Annotated in this window: 17 protein-coding genes; 8 read left to right on the top strand and 9 right to left on the bottom strand. The window is 67.0% G+C overall.

The genetic code is table 11. The features are described 5' to 3' along the window. Nucleotides 1–3: 3 nt before the first annotated feature. The 3 genes from gnd to dnaA form a co-directional block, all read right to left on the bottom strand. On the bottom strand, nt 4–891 hold the full coding sequence (gnd, locus tag BJ984_RS03840) for a phosphogluconate dehydrogenase (NAD(+)-dependent, decarboxylating) (RefSeq protein ID WP_179546902.1): 888 nt from the start codon (nt 889–891) through the stop codon (nt 4–6). 62 nt (nt 892–953) lie between these two features. Next, the gene (gene dnaN / locus BJ984_RS03835; protein ID WP_179546901.1) at nt 954–2,099 is read right to left on the bottom strand and encodes a DNA polymerase III subunit beta; all 1,146 of its coding nucleotides are present in this window, start codon (nt 2,097–2,099) and stop codon (nt 954–956) included. Between the two features lie 363 nt (nt 2,100–2,462). After that, on the bottom strand, nt 2,463–3,872 hold the full coding sequence (dnaA, locus tag BJ984_RS03830; RefSeq protein ID WP_373877387.1) for a chromosomal replication initiator protein DnaA: 1,410 nt from the start codon (nt 3,870–3,872) through the stop codon (nt 2,463–2,465). Between the two features lie 374 nt (nt 3,873–4,246). Here dnaA and rpmH point away from each other — a divergent pair, with 374 nt between their 5' ends. The 8 genes from rpmH to BJ984_RS03790 all read left to right on the top strand — a co-directional run bounded on the left by rpmH (nt 4,247) and on the right by BJ984_RS03790 (nt 10,338). After that, on the top strand, nt 4,247–4,384 hold the full coding sequence (gene rpmH, locus BJ984_RS03825) for a 50S ribosomal protein L34 (protein ID WP_055810406.1): 138 nt from the start codon (nt 4,247–4,249) through the stop codon (nt 4,382–4,384). Nucleotides 4,385–4,398: 14 nt separating this feature from the next. After that, nucleotides 4,399–4,743 carry a ribonuclease P protein component gene (gene rnpA, locus BJ984_RS03820; protein ID WP_173182098.1) on the top strand — a complete coding sequence of 115 codons (345 nt, stop codon included), beginning with the start codon at nt 4,399–4,401 and terminating at the stop codon, nt 4,741–4,743. Then, nucleotides 4,743–5,051 carry a membrane protein insertion efficiency factor YidD gene (gene yidD, locus BJ984_RS03815; RefSeq protein WP_373877409.1) on the top strand — a complete coding sequence of 103 codons (309 nt, stop codon included), beginning with the start codon at nt 4,743–4,745 and terminating at the stop codon, nt 5,049–5,051. Before rnpA ends, yidD begins: the two co-directional genes overlap by 1 nt. A gap of 15 nt (nt 5,052–5,066) precedes the next feature. Next, on the top strand, nt 5,067–6,029 hold the full coding sequence (gene yidC, locus BJ984_RS03810; RefSeq protein ID WP_179549301.1) for a membrane protein insertase YidC: 963 nt from the start codon (nt 5,067–5,069) through the stop codon (nt 6,027–6,029). 185 nt (nt 6,030–6,214) lie between these two features. Continuing rightward, nucleotides 6,215–6,757, top strand: a complete 543-nt coding sequence (locus tag BJ984_RS03805) for a Jag family protein (RefSeq protein ID WP_179549300.1) — start codon at nt 6,215–6,217, stop codon at nt 6,755–6,757. A gap of 99 nt (nt 6,758–6,856) precedes the next feature. After that, nucleotides 6,857–7,480, top strand: coding sequence for a 16S rRNA (guanine(527)-N(7))-methyltransferase RsmG (gene rsmG, locus BJ984_RS03800; RefSeq protein WP_179549299.1), 624 nt, complete (start codon nt 6,857–6,859; stop codon nt 7,478–7,480). Nucleotides 7,481–8,441: 961 nt separating this feature from the next. Next, nucleotides 8,442–9,356: a ParA family protein gene (locus BJ984_RS03795; protein ID WP_179546898.1), complete on the top strand. Its 915-nt coding sequence runs from the start codon at nt 8,442–8,444 to the stop codon at nt 9,354–9,356. Next, nucleotides 9,346–10,338, top strand: a complete 993-nt coding sequence (locus tag BJ984_RS03790) for a ParB/RepB/Spo0J family partition protein (RefSeq protein WP_179546897.1) — start codon at nt 9,346–9,348, stop codon at nt 10,336–10,338. The genes BJ984_RS03795 and BJ984_RS03790 overlap by 11 nt, the downstream gene beginning before the upstream one ends. Before the next feature lie 265 nt (nt 10,339–10,603). Here the strand turns inward: BJ984_RS03790 and BJ984_RS03785 are convergent, their stop codons facing one another. From BJ984_RS03785 to BJ984_RS03760, 6 genes are all read right to left on the bottom strand, one after another. Next, nucleotides 10,604–11,572 (bottom strand): D-alanine--D-alanine ligase family protein, encoded by a 969-nt coding sequence (locus BJ984_RS03785; RefSeq protein WP_179546896.1) that lies wholly within the window; start codon nt 11,570–11,572, stop codon nt 10,604–10,606. Between the two features lie 4 nt (nt 11,573–11,576). Then, the gene (locus BJ984_RS03780) at nt 11,577–12,896 is read right to left on the bottom strand and encodes an aminotransferase-like domain-containing protein (protein ID WP_179546895.1); all 1,320 of its coding nucleotides are present in this window, start codon (nt 12,894–12,896) and stop codon (nt 11,577–11,579) included. A 122-nt stretch (nt 12,897–13,018) separates the two neighbouring features. Beyond that, complete coding sequence (trxA, locus tag BJ984_RS03775; RefSeq protein WP_173182105.1) at nt 13,019–13,342, bottom strand: thioredoxin; 324 nt, start codon at nt 13,340–13,342, stop codon at nt 13,019–13,021. 69 nt (nt 13,343–13,411) lie between these two features. After that, the gene (gene trxB / locus BJ984_RS03770; protein WP_179546894.1) at nt 13,412–14,374 is read right to left on the bottom strand and encodes a thioredoxin-disulfide reductase; all 963 of its coding nucleotides are present in this window, start codon (nt 14,372–14,374) and stop codon (nt 13,412–13,414) included. 168 nt (nt 14,375–14,542) lie between these two features. Then, entirely contained in the window at nt 14,543–16,168 is a 1,626-nt protein-coding gene (gene murJ, locus BJ984_RS03765) for a murein biosynthesis integral membrane protein MurJ (RefSeq protein WP_271206387.1), read from the bottom strand. Beyond that, complete coding sequence (locus BJ984_RS03760; protein ID WP_246306427.1) at nt 16,165–18,357, bottom strand: DUF6049 family protein; 2,193 nt, start codon at nt 18,355–18,357, stop codon at nt 16,165–16,167. Before BJ984_RS03760 ends, murJ begins: the two co-directional genes overlap by 4 nt. Nucleotides 18,358–18,448: the final 91 nt, after the last annotated feature.

Here is an 18,448-nt window from a genome sequence, read left to right as displayed (position 1 = left end):
AGCTCAGTCGAGCTCTTTGACCGCGTGGCCGCCGAACTGGTTGCGCAGCGCGGCGACGGCCTTCATCGAGGGCGAGTCGTCCTGGCGCGACACGAAGCGGGCGAAGATCGCGGCGCTGATCGCGGGCATCGGCACGGCGTTCTCGATGGCCTCCTCCAGGGTCCAGCGGCCCTCGCCCGAGTCCTCGACGTAGCCCTCGATCTGGTCGAACTCGGGGTCGGCCTCGAGGGCGCGCACCAGGAGCTCGAGCAGCCAGGACCGCACGACGGTGCCGCGCTGCCAGGCCTTGAAGGTGCCCGTGACGTCCTTGATGATGTCCTTCTTGGCGTCGAGGAGCTCGTAGCCCTCGGCGTAGGCCTGCATCATGCCGTACTCGATGCCGTTGTGCACCATCTTGGCGTAGTGGCCGGCGCCGACCTCGCCCACGTGCACGAAGCCCTCGTCGCGGGGGCCCTCGGGGCGCAGCGCGTCGAAGACGGGCATGGCGCGCTCGACCATCTCGGCGGTGCCGCCGACCATCAGGCCGTAGCCGTTCTCGAGGCCCCAGACGCCGCCCGAGACACCGGCATCCATGAACTGGATGCCCTTGGGGCTGAGCAGCTCGGAGTGCTTGAAGTCCTCGGTCCACTTGGAGTTGCCGCCGTCGATGATGAGGTCGCCCTCGTCGAGCACGTTCGACAGCTCGGTGATCACGCTGTCGGTGATCTTGCCGGCCGGCACCATCACCCAGACGATGCGCGGAGCCGGGAGGGCTGCGGCCAGTGCGGCCAGGTCGGCGACGTCGCTCACTGCCGGGTTGGTGTCGTAGCCCACCACGCCGATGCCGGCCTTCTTGAGGCGGGCACGCATGTTGTTGCCCATCTTGCCGAGTCCGATGAGGCCGATCTCCATGGCCGTCTCCTTCTGTAGTCGTGTCGGGGGTGTCGTGTGCCGGAGGTGCTGCGCGCAGGTTTTCAGCGCAGCAGCAGGTTGGGCTGCAGCAGGTACTTGTAGTCGTCCGAACCGGGCTGGTCCTTCGACGACTGGCTCGTGATGAGCACCGGCCCCGGCTTGTTGGGGTTGTCGGTCTTCGTGAACGAGATGCGCACGAATTCGGAGTGCACCGCGCTCAGGCCGTCGAGGAGGAACTGCGGCTTCAGCGAGACGACCGTGTCCTGGCCCGTGAGAAGTGCGTCGATGGACTCGGAGGCCTGCGCCTGCTCGGAGCCGATCGCTTCGAGCGTCACACCGTCGATCGTGAAGGTGAAGCGGAGGGCGGCCTCGCGCTCGAGCACGAGGCTGACGCGCTTGGTGGCCTCGATCAGATCGGCGGTGTTGATCACCGCGTAGTTGTCGACGCTCTCGGGGAACAGACGCTTCACAGGCGGGAAGTTGCCCTTGATCAGGAGGGTGGTGACCGTCTTCTTGTCGCTCTTGAACGCGATCAGCTCGCGGTCGTCGGAGTTCGTGATCGCGACCGAGATGGTGCCGGCGTTGCCGAAGGTCTTGCCGACCTCCTGCAGGGTGCGTGCGGGCACTAGCGCGGTGGCGGTCGTGGTGTCGGAGTCGTTGGAGTCCCAGTCGATGTTGCGGACGGCAACGCGGTACCGGTCGGTCGCCACGAGGGAGATGCTGTTCTCGCTGACCTCGAGCTGAACGCCCGTGATGACCGGGGTGACGTCGTCGCGTGATGCGGCGACGGCGACCTGGGCCACGGCGGCGGCGAACTGCTCGGCCGGCAGCAGACCGGACTCGGCGCCGACCTGGGGCAACGTCGGGTACTCCTCGACCGGCATGCTCAGCAGCGTGAAGCGCGCGGTGCCGCAGCTGACGACGATGCGGGAGTCTTCGGTGCTGAAGCGCACGGGGGCGTTCGGCAGCCGGTTCGCGATGTCGGAGAGCAGCCGGCCGGACACCAGGATGACGCCCGGCTCCTCGATGTCGGCGGCGATCTGCGTCTGCGCCGAGACCTCGTAGTCGAAGGACGACAGCTTCAGCCCGTCATCGGTGGCCTCGATCAGCACCCCGCTCAGGATGGGCAGCGTGGTGCGCTGAGGAAGCAGCTTCACGGCGAAGGACACTGCTTCGCTGAAGACGTCTCGGTTTACTTGGAACTTCACGCAGTCACCTCTGTCGGCATTTGAGACCTGGGGTCGGATTCATGTTATCCGCATGCGGCGACGACGGCTGTGACGCATCGTGACCGGCTCGAATCACAAGGTTGTGGGATGTGATTTTCATTAATGATTAATTCTTAACAGTCTTAACCGCTGTGGATATGTGGATAAGTCTGTTTAAACCTCGACATCCGGCGGAACTACATCGGTGTGACTTGTTGGCGCCGTGTGAATGACAAGGTGACAGCGGGTGAAGTCGATTGAACGGCCGGAGAACGATTCCACACGATCGGGGTGGTGTTCAACATCCTGGAGCCGTTTCTCCACACCCTTTTCACAATCTGTGGAAAACCCGGTCAGCGGCTCTCAGGCGCTCTTGTAGCGCTGGTTGTGCTTGATGCGGTTCGAGATCTCGGTGACCTGGTTGTAGATCGACCGCTTCTCGGTCATCAGCTTGCCGATCTTGTTGTTGGCGTACATCACCGTGGTGTGATCGCGGCCGCCGAAGAGCTGGCCGATCTTGGGCAGCGACAGGCTGGTCATCTCGCGGCAGAGATACATGGCGATCTGGCGGGCCGTGGCGATGGCCTGCGAGCGGCTGGAACCGTAGAGGTCATCGACCGAGAGCTTGAAGTACTCGGCGGTGTGGTTGATGATGTCGACCGGCGCGATGACGTTGTCGTCGTCGAGCGTGATCAGGTCTTTCAGCACGGTCTGGACGAGCTGCATGTCGACCGGCGTGCGGTTGAGGCTGGCGAAGGCCGTGACGCGGATGAGCGTCCCTTCGAGCTCCCGCACGTTGCTGGACACCTTCGACGCCATGAACTCGAGGATGTCGTCGGGCACCCGGAGGCGCTCGCTCTGCGCCTTCTTGCGGAGGATCGCGATACGGGTCTCGAGGTCGGGGGTCTGCACATCGGTGATCAGGCCCCACTCGAAGCGGGTGCGCATCCGGTCTTCGAAGCCGGTGAGGTGCTTCGGCGGCAGGTCGGAGGTGATGACCACCTGCTTGTTGTGGTCGTGCAGGGTGTTGAAGGTGTGGAAGAAGGCCTCCTGCGTCTCGGCCTTGCCCTGCAGGAACTGGATGTCGTCGATCAGCAGCAGGTCGATGTCGCGGTAGCGGCTGTGGAAGGCGGCGCCGCGGTTGTTGGCGATCGAGTTGATGAAGTCGTTCGTGAACTCCTCGGAGCTGACGTACCGCACCCGTACCCCGGGATAGAGGGAGATGGCGTAGTGGCCGATCGCGTGCAGGAGATGGGTCTTGCCCAGCCCCGAGTCGCCATAGATGAAGAGCGGGTTGTAGGCCTTCGCCGGCGCCTCGGCCACCGCCACGGCCGCGGCATGGGCGAAGCGGTTCGAGCCGCCGATGACGAAGTTGTCGAAGCTGTACTTGGGGTTGAGCCGGGTGTCGTTGTTGCGGGCCGGGCCGACGGTCTCCTGCGCGTGCGGGATCGACTCGGCGTAGCCCGAGGTGACGGCCGGCTGCGTGAGCTCGTCGCGAGCTGCGGGCGCGACGACCGGGGCGCTGCTGTCGGTGCTTCTGTCGTAGTCGTCGATGTCGGGATTCACGACCACCGAGAAGTTCGAGACGGCGAGGGCGTCGTCGAGGGTGCCGAGCGCCGAGAGGAGCGAGGGGCGCACCCTCTGCTCGAGCATGTCGCGGGTGAAGTCGTTCGGCACCTCGAGGTAGAAGGAACCGCCCAGGATGCCCTTCGGAACCACCAGGCCGAGGAAGCCCTTCAGCTGCGGGGTGATCCGTTCATCCGTCGACAGCACCTGGAGGACCGTTCGCCAGTTTTCCTCCGTCGAAGCGGCACCGTCTGCCAATGGAACTCCTGTCGAACGCGCTCATACTCGCCGAACCGTTCCGTTCGACCCGCCGTCGTCCCTGCCCCCGGGACGGCTGTTAGTAACTGTAGGCATCTAAGCTAATGACTGCCATGACGCAGGGCAAGTTCGCTGTATTGACGGGCTGCGTGTCATGCACAGATTTTGTCCACAGCATGTGGATAATTGATCCTTTGGCCGGCCGGGTTTGACCCCGGGCGCTTCAGGCCGTAGGTTTAATCAGTTGACTTGTGTGGTTTCTAGCCACACCTCTTACTTAAGCCGGGCGTTCACCCTGAAGGCCTGCCCCACCGGAGATCAAAATGAGCAAGCGAACCTTCCAGCCGAACAACCGTCGCCGCGCCAAGGTGCACGGCTTCCGTCTGCGCATGCGCACCCGTGCCGGCCGCTCGATCCTCTCGGCTCGCCGCCGCAAGGGTCGCACCGAACTCTCCGCGTAGGTCTCTGATCCGCGGTGCTGGCCAAACCCAACCGCATCACGCAGGGAGCCGACTATCGCGGCACCGTGCGTCGCGGCAAGAAGTACGTCGGTCCCAGCACCGTCACCTACATTCGCGCATCCGATGATTCGTCGTCGGATGCGCGTTTCGGATTCATCGTGGCGAAATCCGTCGGCGTGGCCGTCGTTCGCAACCGCGTGCGCCGCCGTCTGAAGGCGGCGAGCTACGCGTTGCTCCCGTCTCTGGCACCCGGCACCGACGTGGTGGTGCGCGCTCTGCCCGAAGCTGCATCACAGCCTTACGGCGTACTCTTCGAAGAACTGTCGCGTTCTCTCACCAAAGGATCAGTACTCGCATGATGTCAGTGGTGACGGCGATCGTACTGCTCCCCCGCAATCTGGCGGTGCTGCTGCTCCGCGGCTACCGCGCGGTGATCTCTCCTCTCTACGGAGACGTCTGCCGCTACTACCCCTCGTGCTCCTCCTACACTCTCCAGGCCATCCAGCAGCGGGGTGTCGTCGTCGGTTCGGCGATGGGCGTCTACCGCATCGCTCGCTGTCACCCGTGGGCGAGGGGCGGCGTCGACGACGTGCCGCCTGTGCGCCGGCAGAGATACCGGCTCACGCCGTTCGGTTTCGTCATACCAGCTAGCCACGGAAAGGGCTGACCCCACCCCATGGAAATCCCGTTCATCGATACGATCCTCTGGCCCATCAAATGGGTCGTGGAGCTGATCCTGGTCGCATGGCACTACGTCTGGACGTTCTTCGGCCTCGACCCCGCAGCCGGCCTGACCTGGGTGCTGTCGATCGTGGGTCTGGTGCTGGTCGTGCGAGCCGCCCTCATCCCCATCTTCGTGCGCCAGATCAAGAGTCAGCGCAAGATGCTGGAGGTCGCCCCGCAGCTGAAGAAGATCCAGGACAAGTACCGCGGCAAGAAGGACCAGTTCTCGCGGGAGGCGATGTCGCGCGAGACCATGGAGCTCTACCGCAAGACGGGTACCAACCCGCTCGCATCCTGTCTGCCGCTGCTGCTTCAGATGCCCATCTTCTTCAGCCTGTTCTCGGTGCTGAACAACGCCCAGAAGGGCCAGGCCGGCGTCGGCCCGCTCGACGCGGCGCTCGGCAAGCAGTTCGGTGACGCCACCCTGTTCGGCGTCGCTCCCCTGCACGACACCTTCATCGGCTCCTTCAACGCCGGCGGCCCGTGGCAGGTCATGCTCATCGCCGGCCTGATGGTCGTGCTGATGACCGCCTCGCAGTTCTACACGCAGCTGCAGATCATGGCGAAGAACCAGTCCCCCGAGGCCAAGGCCAGCCCGATGTACCGCCAGCAGCGCATCCTGCTCTACATCCTCCCGCTGGTGTTCGTCTTCTCGGGTGTCGCCTTCCCGCTCGGCGTCATGTTCTACTGGCTCACCTCGAACTTCTGGACCATGGGTCAGCAGTTCCTGGTCATCCGCAACATGCCGACGCCCGGCTCGGAGGCCGCCAAGGCCCGTGAGGCCCGTCTCGCGAAGAAGGGCAAGCTGGAGCCCACCAAGGGTGCGCCGGCGATCGAGACCATCCCCGAGGCCCCCAAGACCACGCAACGACAGCAGCCCGTCAACAAGAACCGGGCCAAGAAGCAGGGTGACAAGAAATGAGCGATGTGACCGAGACCACGACCGCGGCCGCGCCGCTCGCCGAGGAGCCAGCCGATTCGGCTGCTGACTCCCCCACGTTGGAATCCTCGTCTCCGTCGCACGACGCGCCTGCCGAGGCTGGGGCGGCATCCACGGTGCCCGCACCGGCGGCACCCTCCCCCGCCGCTGCGGCCGCCTTCGCAGCGATGCCCGCCGTGCCTGCTCCCACGGGTGACGACTCTGCCGCGCAGTCCAACGTCACTGCCTCGGCCGGCGCGCCCGCACCTTCGGCGTCGTCCCTGGATGACGAAGGCGACGTTGCAGCCGACTACATCGAGGAGCTCCTCGACATCTGCGACCTCGACGGCGATATCGACATCGAGGTCATCGACGGCCGCGCCTACATCTCGGTGAACGCCTCAGGCGACAGCAACCTTCGTATCCTGTCCCGGCCCGACACCGTCGCCGCGCTGCAGGAGCTCACCCGCCTCGCCGTCCAGACCAAGACCGGCGAGTTCTCGCGCCTGATCTTGGACGTCGGTGGCAGCCGCGAACAGCGTCAGCGCGAGCTCGAGAAGCTCGTCGACGACGCCGTCGCCCAGCTGGACGCGGGCTCCGACGCTGCTCACCTCGAGCCCATGTCGTCCTACGAGCGCAAGCTCGTGCATGACATCGTGGCTGCGCGTGGTCTCACCTCGGAGTCCGAGGGCGAAGGCCGCGACCGGCACACGGTCGTCTCGCGGGGCTGATGTTTCACGTGAAACGTGGATCGCGTGGTTGACCCAGTGGGCCCGTCGGCGTCTCTCTCCTCGACGGCAGGGCCGAACCTCGACGGCTCCCCTGATCCGGTGGCGCAACCGGAGGCCGAACCGGCTGCTGCTTCGCTCGTCTTCGGCGACCGCGTTGAGCTCGCTCGTGCCTACGCCGCCGATCTCGTCGCGCGCGGCGAGGAACTCGGCCTCATCGGTCCGCAGGAACTCCCCCGCCTGTGGAGCCGTCACATCATCAACTGCGGTGTGATCGCTCCCCTCCTCCGGCCGGGAGTCGTAGGCGACATCGGAAGCGGAGCCGGCCTGCCGGGTATCGTCCTAGCTATCGCCCGCCCCGACGTGGACTTCGTGCTGATCGAGCCCATGGAGCGCCGCATCGCCTGGCTGAACGAGCAGAAGCAGAACCTCGCCCTCACGAACGTGACCGTCGTGCGCGAGCGGGCACAGGAGTACCCCAAGGGCCAACTCGACCAGCTCACGGCCCGCGCAGTCAGCGCCTTCAGCAAGCTGATCCCGATGGCCGCTCCCCTGGTCCGCTCGGGCGGCGAACTCGTCCTGATGAAGGGCGCCTCGGCCGCTGCCGAGATCGCCGCCGCCGAAAAGGCGATCCGCAAGTACAAGCTCACCGACGTCCAGGTCATGGAGCTCGGCGCCGACCTCGGGGTCGAGACGACTCGCGTCATCCGCGCTCGAGTGCCCTGAACCCTCTCGACCCATCGGACCCCAATCGCCATCCGCCGTGTGGGAAGCGGGCCCGTGTAATCCCGACCCGGGTGCCGCGCGTCGCATGACGGCCACGCCCCTGGCCCCGCGGGCGCTCTGGGCGCAGCCACAGGGTCTCGTCTGCGACACGGCAGCTGACCGCGCCGCGGTCGCCCGCCCACGAGGCAAGTATCTCCGCACATCTGCTGAGTCGCGCTGAATCGCAGCAGTTTGCCGCGAATCGGGCCCATTCTGCGACCACTTGCCGCGACTCAATCGCGCTGAGGCGGCGGGTGGGTCGGAAGTCCATGATGGTGCGCAATCGGCGTCACCGCATGTCTCCATGACGGGCTGACGGCTGATGGGCCGGTGCAGACCTCGCGTAGCACTGGCCGGAGATACTGCTCGGTCAGTCAAAAGGCGCGTTGCGCGTCGATCGGATCGGTTTCACGTGAAACATCGACCAGATGCGCGTCTGTCCGTGTCGCATCCGAGGCAGGAAGAGAACGCCGATTTCTCACGGGGTCGAAGCCAGGTCGCTCGCAGGTCGGTGGAGGTCGGTGGTCTCACTCAGGCGCCCGACGTCCCGCCAACTACGGACTTCCGATTCGACGGGCGACGTTGATGGGCCGTACCGGAAGTGGCGATTTCTGGAAGTCGATGCCACCAGCGCACGAGGAGGCGACCGTTCTTCGGCGGCCACCACACGATTCCCTAATCGAACCCCTCCCCCGCAGCGGAGACCGTGGGTGTTCACCGCCTCACCGCGGGGCGTGACGTGGGCGCAGTGGGTGGATCTCGCTGGTAACGGCCGCCGGGCCCGATTAGACGGGTAGCCGATCGCCGCAGTGGGTCCAGCCTGGTCTCCACTGTCAGTGATGTTCGGTACGATCGAAGTCGTCCGTTCGGGCTTCTCGCTCGCCCATGTTTCACGTGAAACATACCGACAGGATTTGTTTGCATGACCAGTGATCCCACCGCCTTCGATGCGTCGACTCCACTGGCTCGAGAACTCGCGAACCTGTCGCAGCGAAAGCGGGCGCTAGCCGTGCGCGCGTTCCCGCTCCCGACTCAGACGCGCATCCTCACAGTCGCGAACCAGAAGGGCGGCGTCGGCAAGACCACAACCACGGTGAATCTCGCGGCAGCGCTGGCGAGCGAAGGCGCGCGGGTCCTCGTGGTCGATCTCGATCCGCAAGGTAACGCGTCTACCGCCCTCGGCGTCGATCACCGCGGCGACCAGCCGAGCGTGTACGACGTCCTCATTCGCGATGGCTCCATATCCGAAATCATTCAGCAGAGCCCGGAATCGCCGAATCTCTTCTGCCTTCCCGCGACGATCCACCTCGCGGGGGCTGAGATCGAGCTCGTTCCGATGGTCGCGCGCGAGCAGCGGCTGAGGGGCGCGCTCGACCGGTTCCTCGCCGAAGAGACCGAGGCCGGCGAGATGTTTCACTACGTCCTCATCGACTGTCCACCGTCCCTAGGGCTCCTCACGATCAACGCATTCGTCGCTGCGCGCGAGGTTCTCATTCCGATCCAGTGTGAGTACTACGCGCTCGAGGGCCTGAGTCAGCTGCTGAACAACATCAGCCTCATCGAGCGTCACCTCAACCCGACCCTCGCGGTGTCGACTATCCTCCTCACCATGTACGACGGACGCACTCGGCTCGCCTTCCAGGTCGCCGAAGACGTCCGTACCCATTTCCCCGAGCAGACGCTTGCGGCGGTCATCCCCCGTTCTGTCCGCATCTCCGAGGCGCCGAGCTACGGCCAGACCGTCATCGGCTTCGATCGAGGATCGCCCGGCTCCATCTCGTACCTCGAGGCAGCCGCAGAAATCGCAGAAAGAGGAGCCCCGAACCGTGGCAACTAAGAAGAGAACCGGCCTCGGACGCGGCATCGGCGCCTTGATCCCCACCGACGAACCTCGAGTCGAGGGTTCGCGTCCGGTGGACGTGTTCTTCGACGCTCCCCGGCGCGATGAGGCGTCGGATGCTCCGCAGCTCGTCGCCGTTCCGGGCGCCCGTCTGGCGCAGCTCGATCCGGCGTCGATCGTCCCGAACCCCAAGCAGCCGCGCAGCGTCTTCGACCCGGCGGATCTCGCGGAGCTGGTGCACTCGATCAAAGAGATCGGCGTGCTCCAGCCGATCGTGGTCCGCGAGCTGCCCCGGGAGGGTGACGGCGAGCAGCTCTACGAGCTCGTCATGGGTGAGCGGCGTCTGCGGGCTACGAAGGAAGCCGGTCTCGACGCGATTCCGGCGGTGGTCAAGAACACCGCAGACGAGGACATGCTGCGGGATGCGCTCCTGGAGAACCTCCATCGCTCGCAGCTCAACCCCCTGGAGGAGGCCTCGGCCTACCAGCAGATGATCGAGGACTTCGGTATTACGCAGGATCAGTTGGCGGAACGCATCGGTCGGTCGCGTCCGCAGATCACGAACACGCTGCGGCTGCTGCGTCTGCCGGCGGCGGTGCAGAACCGCGTTGCTTCGGGTGTCCTGAGCGCTGGACATGCACGCGCGGTTCTCGCCGTGGGTGATGTCGAGGCGATGAACAAGCTGGCCGACAAGATCGTGAACGAAGATCTTTCGGTGCGGGCCGCCGAGGCGTTGGCGTCCTCTGCGCCGAAGCAGTCGCGGGCGAAGACCACCGCCGGGCAGAAGCGCGGGCATCTCGATGAGATCGGGGAGCGTCTGGGCGATCGGCTGAATACGCGTGTTCGCGTGAGCCTCGGCCGATCGAAGGGGCAGATCGTGATCGATTTCGCCACGATCCAGGATCTGAACCGCATCCTCTCCGAGCTGGGTGAAGAGGGTTTCGGCACGGTGAAGCCCCAGGGCCCGCACTTCGTCTGACCTACGCGGCGGGGTACACCCCCGGCGCGAGGTGTAGCCCAAGCCCAAGGACGGACTCGACTCCTCAGCTGAGATGAGGCACCGAGCTGGGGTCACTTCAGTCAGCGAAGGTGTGGTCGCCAGAGAAGTGGTGCGCACCGGGGTGCATATAGTCCGCGAGGCGGCAGCAGCCGCTGCCGGTCGAGGCCGAGATGGACGCGATCGTACGCGTGCACGAAGAACGCCCGCCGCCCGAAGGCGACGAGCGTTTCACGTGAAACATCCGTCAGCGACCCGCAGCCGCCTCCGCGATCGCCACCTCGCTGAGCGTGCTGTAGACCTCCCCCAGCGACCGTCCCGTCGCAAGGATGCCCTGCGGCACCATCGACGTCTCCGTCAGGCCCGGCAGCACGTTCGCCTCGAGGAACCACGGCACCCCGGCCTCGTCGATGATCAGGTCGATGCGCGAGATGTGGCGCAGCCCGATCGTCTCGTGGATACGCAGCGCCGTCTCGCCCGCGAGGCGCGAGGTCTCGTCGTCGAGGCGGGCCGGCACGAAGAAGCGCGTCTCCCCCGCGTTGTAGCGCGCCTCGAAGCTGTAGACACCCGAGCGCGGCTCGATCTCGACGCCTGGGAGAGCGAACGGCCCCTCCCCCAGGTCCAGGATGCCCACGGAGACTTCTACGCCACGCACCCGCTGCTCGATCAGAGCGACCTCGCCGTACGTGTAGGCGTCCACGACAGCCCGCGGAAGGTCGTCGGCCGAGTCGATGATGCCGACGCCGAGGGCCGAGCCGCCCTGGGCGGGCTTGACCACCAGGTCGGAGCCGAGCGAGGCGGAGACCCGGGCGAGCACTTCGGTGGCGCCGAGCTCGCGAAACGTGTCGCGCGGGAGAGTGATGGAGCGAGGGGTCTGCAGTCCGGCGCGCGACACCAGCACCTTCGCGGTCGGCTTGTTCCAGGCCAGACGCGAGGGGTCGGGGCTGGATCCGACGTAAGGGATGTCGAGGGCGTCGAGGAGCGCCCTCAGCGCCCCGTCCTCGCCGCTGGCGCCATGCAGGGCGGGCCACACGACATCGGGTCGGGTCTCGTCGAGGAACTGCAGCAGGCTCGCGTCAGGGTCGCGCAGGATGACCGTGTGTCCACGCTCCGCGAGGCTGTCGGCGACGCGTCGCCCCGAGCGCAGCGACACGTCGCGCTCGTGGGAGATGCCGCCGGCCAGCACGACGACGGTGAGGGGGGTTGCTTCGCTCATGAGCTCAATTCAGGTTCGGGGGCGGTGCTGAGAAGTTGCGGTCGCGGACGGTGCCGAGCGGGCCGGTCTTCGAGAAGGTCTCGACCAGGTCGGTCTCGCCGCTGATGACGGTCTGCAGACGACGGATGCCCGTGCGGATCGCCTCGGGCGTGGGGTAGCAGAACGAGAGGCGGATGTTGCTGTGGCCGTTCCCGTCCGCGTAGAACGCGGTGCCCGGCGTGTACGCGACGAGCTCCTTCACGGCCCGAGGAAGCATCTGCTTCGAGTCGAGGTAGGGCGGCAGCGTCAGCCAGACGTAGAAGCCACCCTTCGGATCGGTCCAGGAAAGGCTCGGGAGATAGTCGTTCAAAGCCTCGATCATCGCCTCTTTTCGTTCCTTGTACACGCCGCGGAAGCGATCGACCTGAGCGCGCCAGTCGATGTTGTCGAGGTACTCAGACACGATCAGCTGGCTGAACGAGCTCGGCGACAGCACGGCCGCCTCGTTGGCGAGGATCAGCTTCTCGCGGATCGCGTGCGGTGCGAGCGCCCATCCCACACGGAAACCGGGCGCCAGCGTCTTCGAGAAGGTGCCGAGGTAGATCACGCCCTCCTGCTCGATGGAGCGGAGCGCAGGTGGGGGCGGGGTGTCGAAGTGCAGCAGACCGTAGGGGTTGTCCTCCAGCACGAGGATGCTGTTCTCCTTCGCGATCTGGAGGATCTCCAGCCGCCGCTCCCAGCTCAGCGTGACACCGGCCGGGTTCTGGAAGGACGGGATCGTGTAGAGGAACTTGATCGTCTTGCCCTCGGCGCGGAGCCGGGCGATGTTCTCCCGGAGGGACTCGGGGATCATGCCGTGCTCGTCCATGGCGACGTGGTGCGTCTGCGCCTGGAACGACTTGAAGATCACCACGGCGGTGACGTAGCTCGGACCTTCGGCGAGCACCACGTCTCCGGGGTCGAGGAAGAGCTTCGACACCAATTCGAGCGCGTGCTGAGAACCGGTGGTGACGACCACGTCGTCGGCGCTCGCCTTGATGCCCTCCATGGCCATGACGTCCAAGATCTGCTCGCGCAGCTTCGGCACGCCCTGCCCCGAGCCGTACTGCAGGGCCACGGAGCCCTGGTCGCGCATCACGCGGTTCATCGACTCGATGATGAGCTCCTGCGGGAGGGCCGAGACGGCCGGCATGCCTCCGGCGAGTGACACCACCTCGGGTCGGGACGCCACGGCGAACAGGGCCCGCACCTCGGAGGCGGCGAGGCCGGCGGTGCGCGCGGCGTAGTTGAAGTACCACGGGTCGAGGTTGTTACCCGATGGCTGTGAGGGGTTCTGGCTTTTCACTGACGTCCATCCCGACGTTGACCGAATCTCAATCGTATGACATGCAAAAGTGGCCCGCCGCGTATTCGCGGCGGGCCACTCGGGACGAACTGGTTACAGCCGCCCCAGTAGGGGGGACGCGATCAGATGAACGCGGCCAGGTCGGCCTCGAGGGCCGCCTTCGGCTTGGCACCGATGATGGTCTTCACGACCTCGCCGCCCTTGTAGACCTTCAGCGCCGGGATCGAGGTGATCTGGTACTTCATGGCGGTCTGCGGGTTGTCGTCGACGTTCAGCTTCACGATCTCGATCTTGTCGCCGTGCTCCGCGGCGATCTGGTCGAGGATCGGGGCGACGGCGCGACAGGGGCCGCACCACTCGGCCCAGAAGTCGACGAGGATCGTCTTCTCGGAGTTGATGACGTCGGCCTCGAAGCTGGCGTCGGAGACGGCCTTGGCGTTGGACATTGTTCCTTCTTTCGTGAGGTTCGGGAGTGGGGGGTGCCGGCCACGGGGGCGGCGAGCACGAGTCGGATGCTAGGAAGCGGTGACGAGATCGCTCGCCTCGGCCTCGGCCTGGTCGAGGGCGGCGAGGAACGCCTCGGCGTCGAGCGCCGCGACCGTTCCGGACGCCGCGGCGGTGACCGCCTGGCGGTAGTGCGGGTCGATGACGTCGCCAGCGGCGAAGACTCCGGCCAGGTTGGTCTCGGAGGAGCGGCCCTTGACGGCGATCGTTCCCTCGGCGGTCAGGTCGAGCTGGCCGTGCACCAGGTGCACGCGCGGGTCGTTGCCGATCGCGACGAACAGCCCCTGCACCGGCAGCTCCGAGGTGGAGCCGTCGACCGTGTTGCGCAGCTGCAGGCCGTCGACCGCGTTCTCGCCCGAGATGCCGACGACCTCGGAGTTCCAGACGAACTCGATCTTGTCGTTGGTGAAGGCGCGCTCCTGCATGATCTTCGAGGCGCGCAGGCTGTCCTTGCGGTGCACCACGTAGACCTTCTCGGCGAACCGGGTGAGGAAGGTGGCCTCCTCCATCGCCGAGTCGCCGCCACCGACGACCGCGATGGTCTTGGTCTTGAAGAAGAAGCCGTCGCAGGTGGCGCACCACGAGACGCCGCGGCCGGACAGCCGCTCCTCGTCATGCAGCCCGAGCTTGCGGTAGGCGGATCCGGTCGCGAAGATCAGCGAGCGCGCCTCGAAGGTGCCGCTGTAGCCGGTCTCGACCGACTTCACGTCGCCGGTGAGGTGCACGGCGGTGACGTCGTCGAGCACGACCTCGGTGCCGAACTTCTCGGCCTGCTCCTGCAGCTTCAGCATGAGCTCGGGGCCCTGGATGCCTTCGGGGAAGCCGGGGAAGTTCTCGACCTCGGTGGTGTTCATCAGCTCGCCGCCGGCCTCGACGCTCGAGGCGAGGAGGAGGGGCTTGAGGCCCGCTCGGGCGGCGTAGATCGCAGCCGTGAATCCGGCGGGTCCGGAGCCGATGATGATGATCTCGCGCATGTGGTCTGTCTCCTCGGAGGATGGTCGCGTGGCACACCGGTGGCGTGCGGCGCTGACCGGTACAACACATCCTATCCACGCGGTATTCCGCGGGAACCGGGCGCTGAGCGGGCTCCCAGCGGGGATGCCAGGAGCGGCCGCCGGCGCCATCCGAGGGGCGCGGAGAGGTCAGCGCGCGCGGTTCAGCCGAGCCCGGACGGGGCCCAGCGCATCCGCCAGCTCGGGCGATCGCACGAGGGCCAGAGCGCCCAGGTAGACCCCCAGCATGACCACACCGATGACGGCCATCGAGAGGAGCGGCGTGAGGTAGCCCGAGGTGAGGAACTCGACGCCGAGGAGCGACTCAATGCCGAGGTAGACGAGCACGCCGACTGCCGCCGCCGGGATCGCCGCCACCAGGAAGCGGACGAAGCTGCGGACGATCCGCCCTCCCCCGGTGCCTCCCAGTCGGCGCCGGATGATCACGGCGGCGGCGATGACCTGCACGCCCGTCGCGAGCGAGAGCGACACCGCGATGCCGACCGCCACGAGGGCATCCGGGAGAAGCAGGCACGAGAGCACGAGCACGACGAAGATCGACGCCTGCAGCACCTGCAGGAAGAACGGGGTCTTCGTGTCGCTGAGTGAGTAGAACACCCGCTGCAGCACGAACAGCACGCTGAACGGCACCAGTCCGACGAGGAATCCGATCAGCACGTCGCCCATCGCGACGGCCTGCGCATAGGTCTCGGTGAATATGCTCGCAAAGGGATATGCCGCGACGATCAGCACGATCGTGCCCAGCACCATGAAGAGCAGGGTGATCCGAAGGGCCGAGGAGACGTCGCGCCGGAGGTCGGCGGTCTCACCCCGGTTCGCGTGGCCGCTCATCTTCGTGAAGTACGCGGTCACCAGCGAGACCGTGATGAGCGAGTGCGGCAGCATGAAGATCAGCCAGGCGTTCTGCAGGGCGAACACCGATGCGTTGTCCCCGCCCGAGGCGGTCGACGCGACCGCGGTCTCCACGAGCCCGGCCGCCTGACTCACCAGGAGCATGCCGAAGGTCCAGCCCGCGAGCTTGCCGGCAGCACCGAGGCCCACACCGCGCCAGGCGAAGTCGGGTCGGTACCGGATGCCCGCCCGCCGCCAGAACAGGAACAGCACGAGTGCCTGGGCCGCCACGGCAGCCGTCGTCGAGCCGGCGAGCAGCGAGATCTTGTCGGGGGCCCACTCAGTGACCAGCCGCTCCCCTTCGGGGTCGACGCCGAAGAGCACCATGAAGGCGACCAGACCCAGGATCGACACGACGTTGTTCACGACCGGCGCCCAGGTGAACGGCCCGAACACGCCCTTCGCGTTGAGCACCTCGCCGAGCACCGTGTAGAGGCCGTAGAAGAAGATCTGAGGCAGGCACCAGTACGCGAAGGCGATGGCGAGGGCACGCTGCTCGCCGGTGAAGCCCGGCGCCGAGATCGTCACGAGCACGGGTGCGAGCAGTGTCGCGACGAGCGTGGTTCCGCCGAGGATCACCATGGAGATCGTCAGCAGCTTGTTGATGTAGCCGCGGCCGCCGTCCTGGTGCAGCATCGCGCGCACGATCTGCGGCACGAGCACGGCCGAGAGCGTGCCGCCCGCGATGATCGCATAGATGTTGTTCGGCAGCTGGTTCGCGATGGCGAAGGCGTCACCGCTGGCACTGCCGATGACGCCGATGGTCTGAGCCAGGATGATGGCCCGGACGAAGCCCATGATGCGGGAGACGATCGTGCCCGACGCGAGGAAGGCGCTGGCGCGACCGATGCTGGTCGGGCTCACGAGGTCACCTCAGGCGCAGCAGCCGTCTCAGGCGCAGGAGGCGCAACAGCCGCGTCGGGCGCAGCACGCCGCTCCTTGCGCCGCCGCAGGATGTTCCGCGCCAACCCGCCGCCGAACAACAGCACCAGCGCCACGACGAAGATCACGGTCCCCCACGTCTCCCAGTCGGCGCTCACGTTCACCGCCACCGGCGACGGGTTCGCGATCAGCACGCCGGTCGCGCTCGTGAGCTGGAAGCTCAGCACCACCGAACCGTTCGCCACCGCCGTCACGGGGATCTGCGCGCTCTTCCGCGAGTTCGCCTCCACCACCACGCCGACGTCGTTCTGGTCGATCAGCAGCCGGCCGTTCGACGCGGTGACGTGCACGATCACCGACACCGGGTACGGCAGTTCGTTGCTGATGGTGAGGGGCAATGGCGCCGAGCTCGACAGCAGGTTGATGTCCGAGCCCTCGACGATCTGAACGCTCCGGAGCGTCGTGGCGGTCTCCTCGTTGAACGCATCGGTCGCCACGCTCCAGCCGCCCTCGTTGGCGACCCAGGCGTTCGACAGGAGGGTGAGAAGATCGGCGCGGTGCCGGCCCGAGAGCAGCTGCGGGTTCGACAGCACCGAGGAGTAGGAGTCGATCTGCTGCCCACCGAGCAGCAGGTTGGCGATCCGGGTGACCCGCTCGTCAGGCTGCGGGGCGTCGACGAGCGACACCGTCTGGGTGGGCGTGATCTGCAGCAGCTCCGAGAGCGATCCCGGGGCGCTCCACGGCAGCGCCTGAACGGTCGAGACGACCTGGTCGATGCTGTTCAGGTTCATCGCGGCCCGGTCGAGCACCGCGAGCACGGGGGTGGGGTTCTCGGGGGTGCCGCCGCCGGTCTCGGCGGCGAGGGCGAGTGCCGCACTGAGCTCGCCGACCGCCTGGCCGCGTGAGGTGTCGGTCGAGGCGGCCACCGCATCCTGAACCGCCTGCGAGACCGCGTGGTCGGCGGCCAGCACGGTCTGCTCCCCTGTGGTCGCCACGGCCTGCAGGGCTTCGCCGGCGTCGCCCGAGGCGGGGGTGAGCTGCTGCGAGTCGATGATGCTGGCCGAGTAGCCGGATGCGGCGAAGAAGGGCAGGTCGGCCGCGGTCACCGAGCCGGCGCGCGGCCAGGCGATGGTCGTCGAGGCGTAGTCCCAGTCGGTGAGCTGCTCGAGGGTCGGCACCGAAGGGGCGGCAGGCGTCGGCGAGGCGCTGGGGGTGGGCGAATCCGAGGTGGGGGTGGCGGTCGGCTCGATCAGCGGGTCGACGTCGGTGAAGTCGGCCGGGTCGAGGGCGTAGTCGAACGAGGTGGGCTGGAGGGCCGAAGTCGCGCCGGCCTGGCGCTCGCCGGAGAGGTCGGAGTCGCCGTAGCTCAGCGGGATGACCGGGTTCGACGCCGACTCGAGGCGCTGCAGCCAGGCGACGGCCGACTCGGGGGCGGTGGAGCCGAGGGCCCTGATCGACACGATGATGCGCGGGTCGACGGCGATCGTGACCGGTCGGCCGATGACCGAGTCGAGCTCACGGGTGAGCACGCCGGTGTCGTTCGTGAACGCCTCGAGCGCGGCGGGCTGGATGAGGCCGGTCGCGCTGGCGACCGAGGTGATCGGGGCGATCACCGTGACGTCGGCTCGGGAGGAGATGCCGTCGTCGACGACGACGGTGCCGCGCGCCGAGACCGCAGCGGACCCGGCACCGTCGAGAGTGGCCTGCAGCCCGTGCGCTCCCCCGAGCCCGCCGGGCAGCTGGGCGGCCGGCACGGTGATGGACACGGTTCCGCCGCCGGTCGGCGCGGGCGCGGTGGCCACGGTGACCAGCGAGCCCGCCTCGCCGCCGTCGAGCCAGCTGATGAGCGACGAGGAGCTGCGCAGTGCGCTGTCGTCGAGGGCGAGCGAGATGGTGCCGCCCGATGAAGGGCCGGTCACCTCCACCGTCACCGTGAGATCGGCGCCCGGTGCGACGACACCGGTGCCGGCAGCGGCCAGGGAGAGCGCCACTGGCGTCGAGGAGTCGTCGGTCGCCGTGGTCGGCGCCGGAGTCGGGACGCTCGTCGAGGGGGTCGGCGGCGGTGTCGTCGCGGCCGCACCGAACGGGGTCGCGAACACGGCACCGGCGATCAGCGCGCTGGCTGCGATCGCGGGCGCAACTCGAATCAGTCGACGCGCAGGTGATGTCATAGGCCGTGGCGGGCGCACCAGGGGCACCCGCATCCGTAGACCGATTCTAGGAGGATCGGCCTGGGAGATCGGGGAACCGCCGGGGCCGGGC

It is taken from the genome of Herbiconiux flava, assembly GCF_013409865.1.
GTDB classification, from domain to species: domain Bacteria; phylum Actinomycetota; class Actinomycetes; order Actinomycetales; family Microbacteriaceae; genus Herbiconiux; species Herbiconiux flava.
The sequence above is the reverse complement of the archived record's forward strand: the minus strand, read 5'-3'. Positions and strand labels throughout refer to the sequence as shown.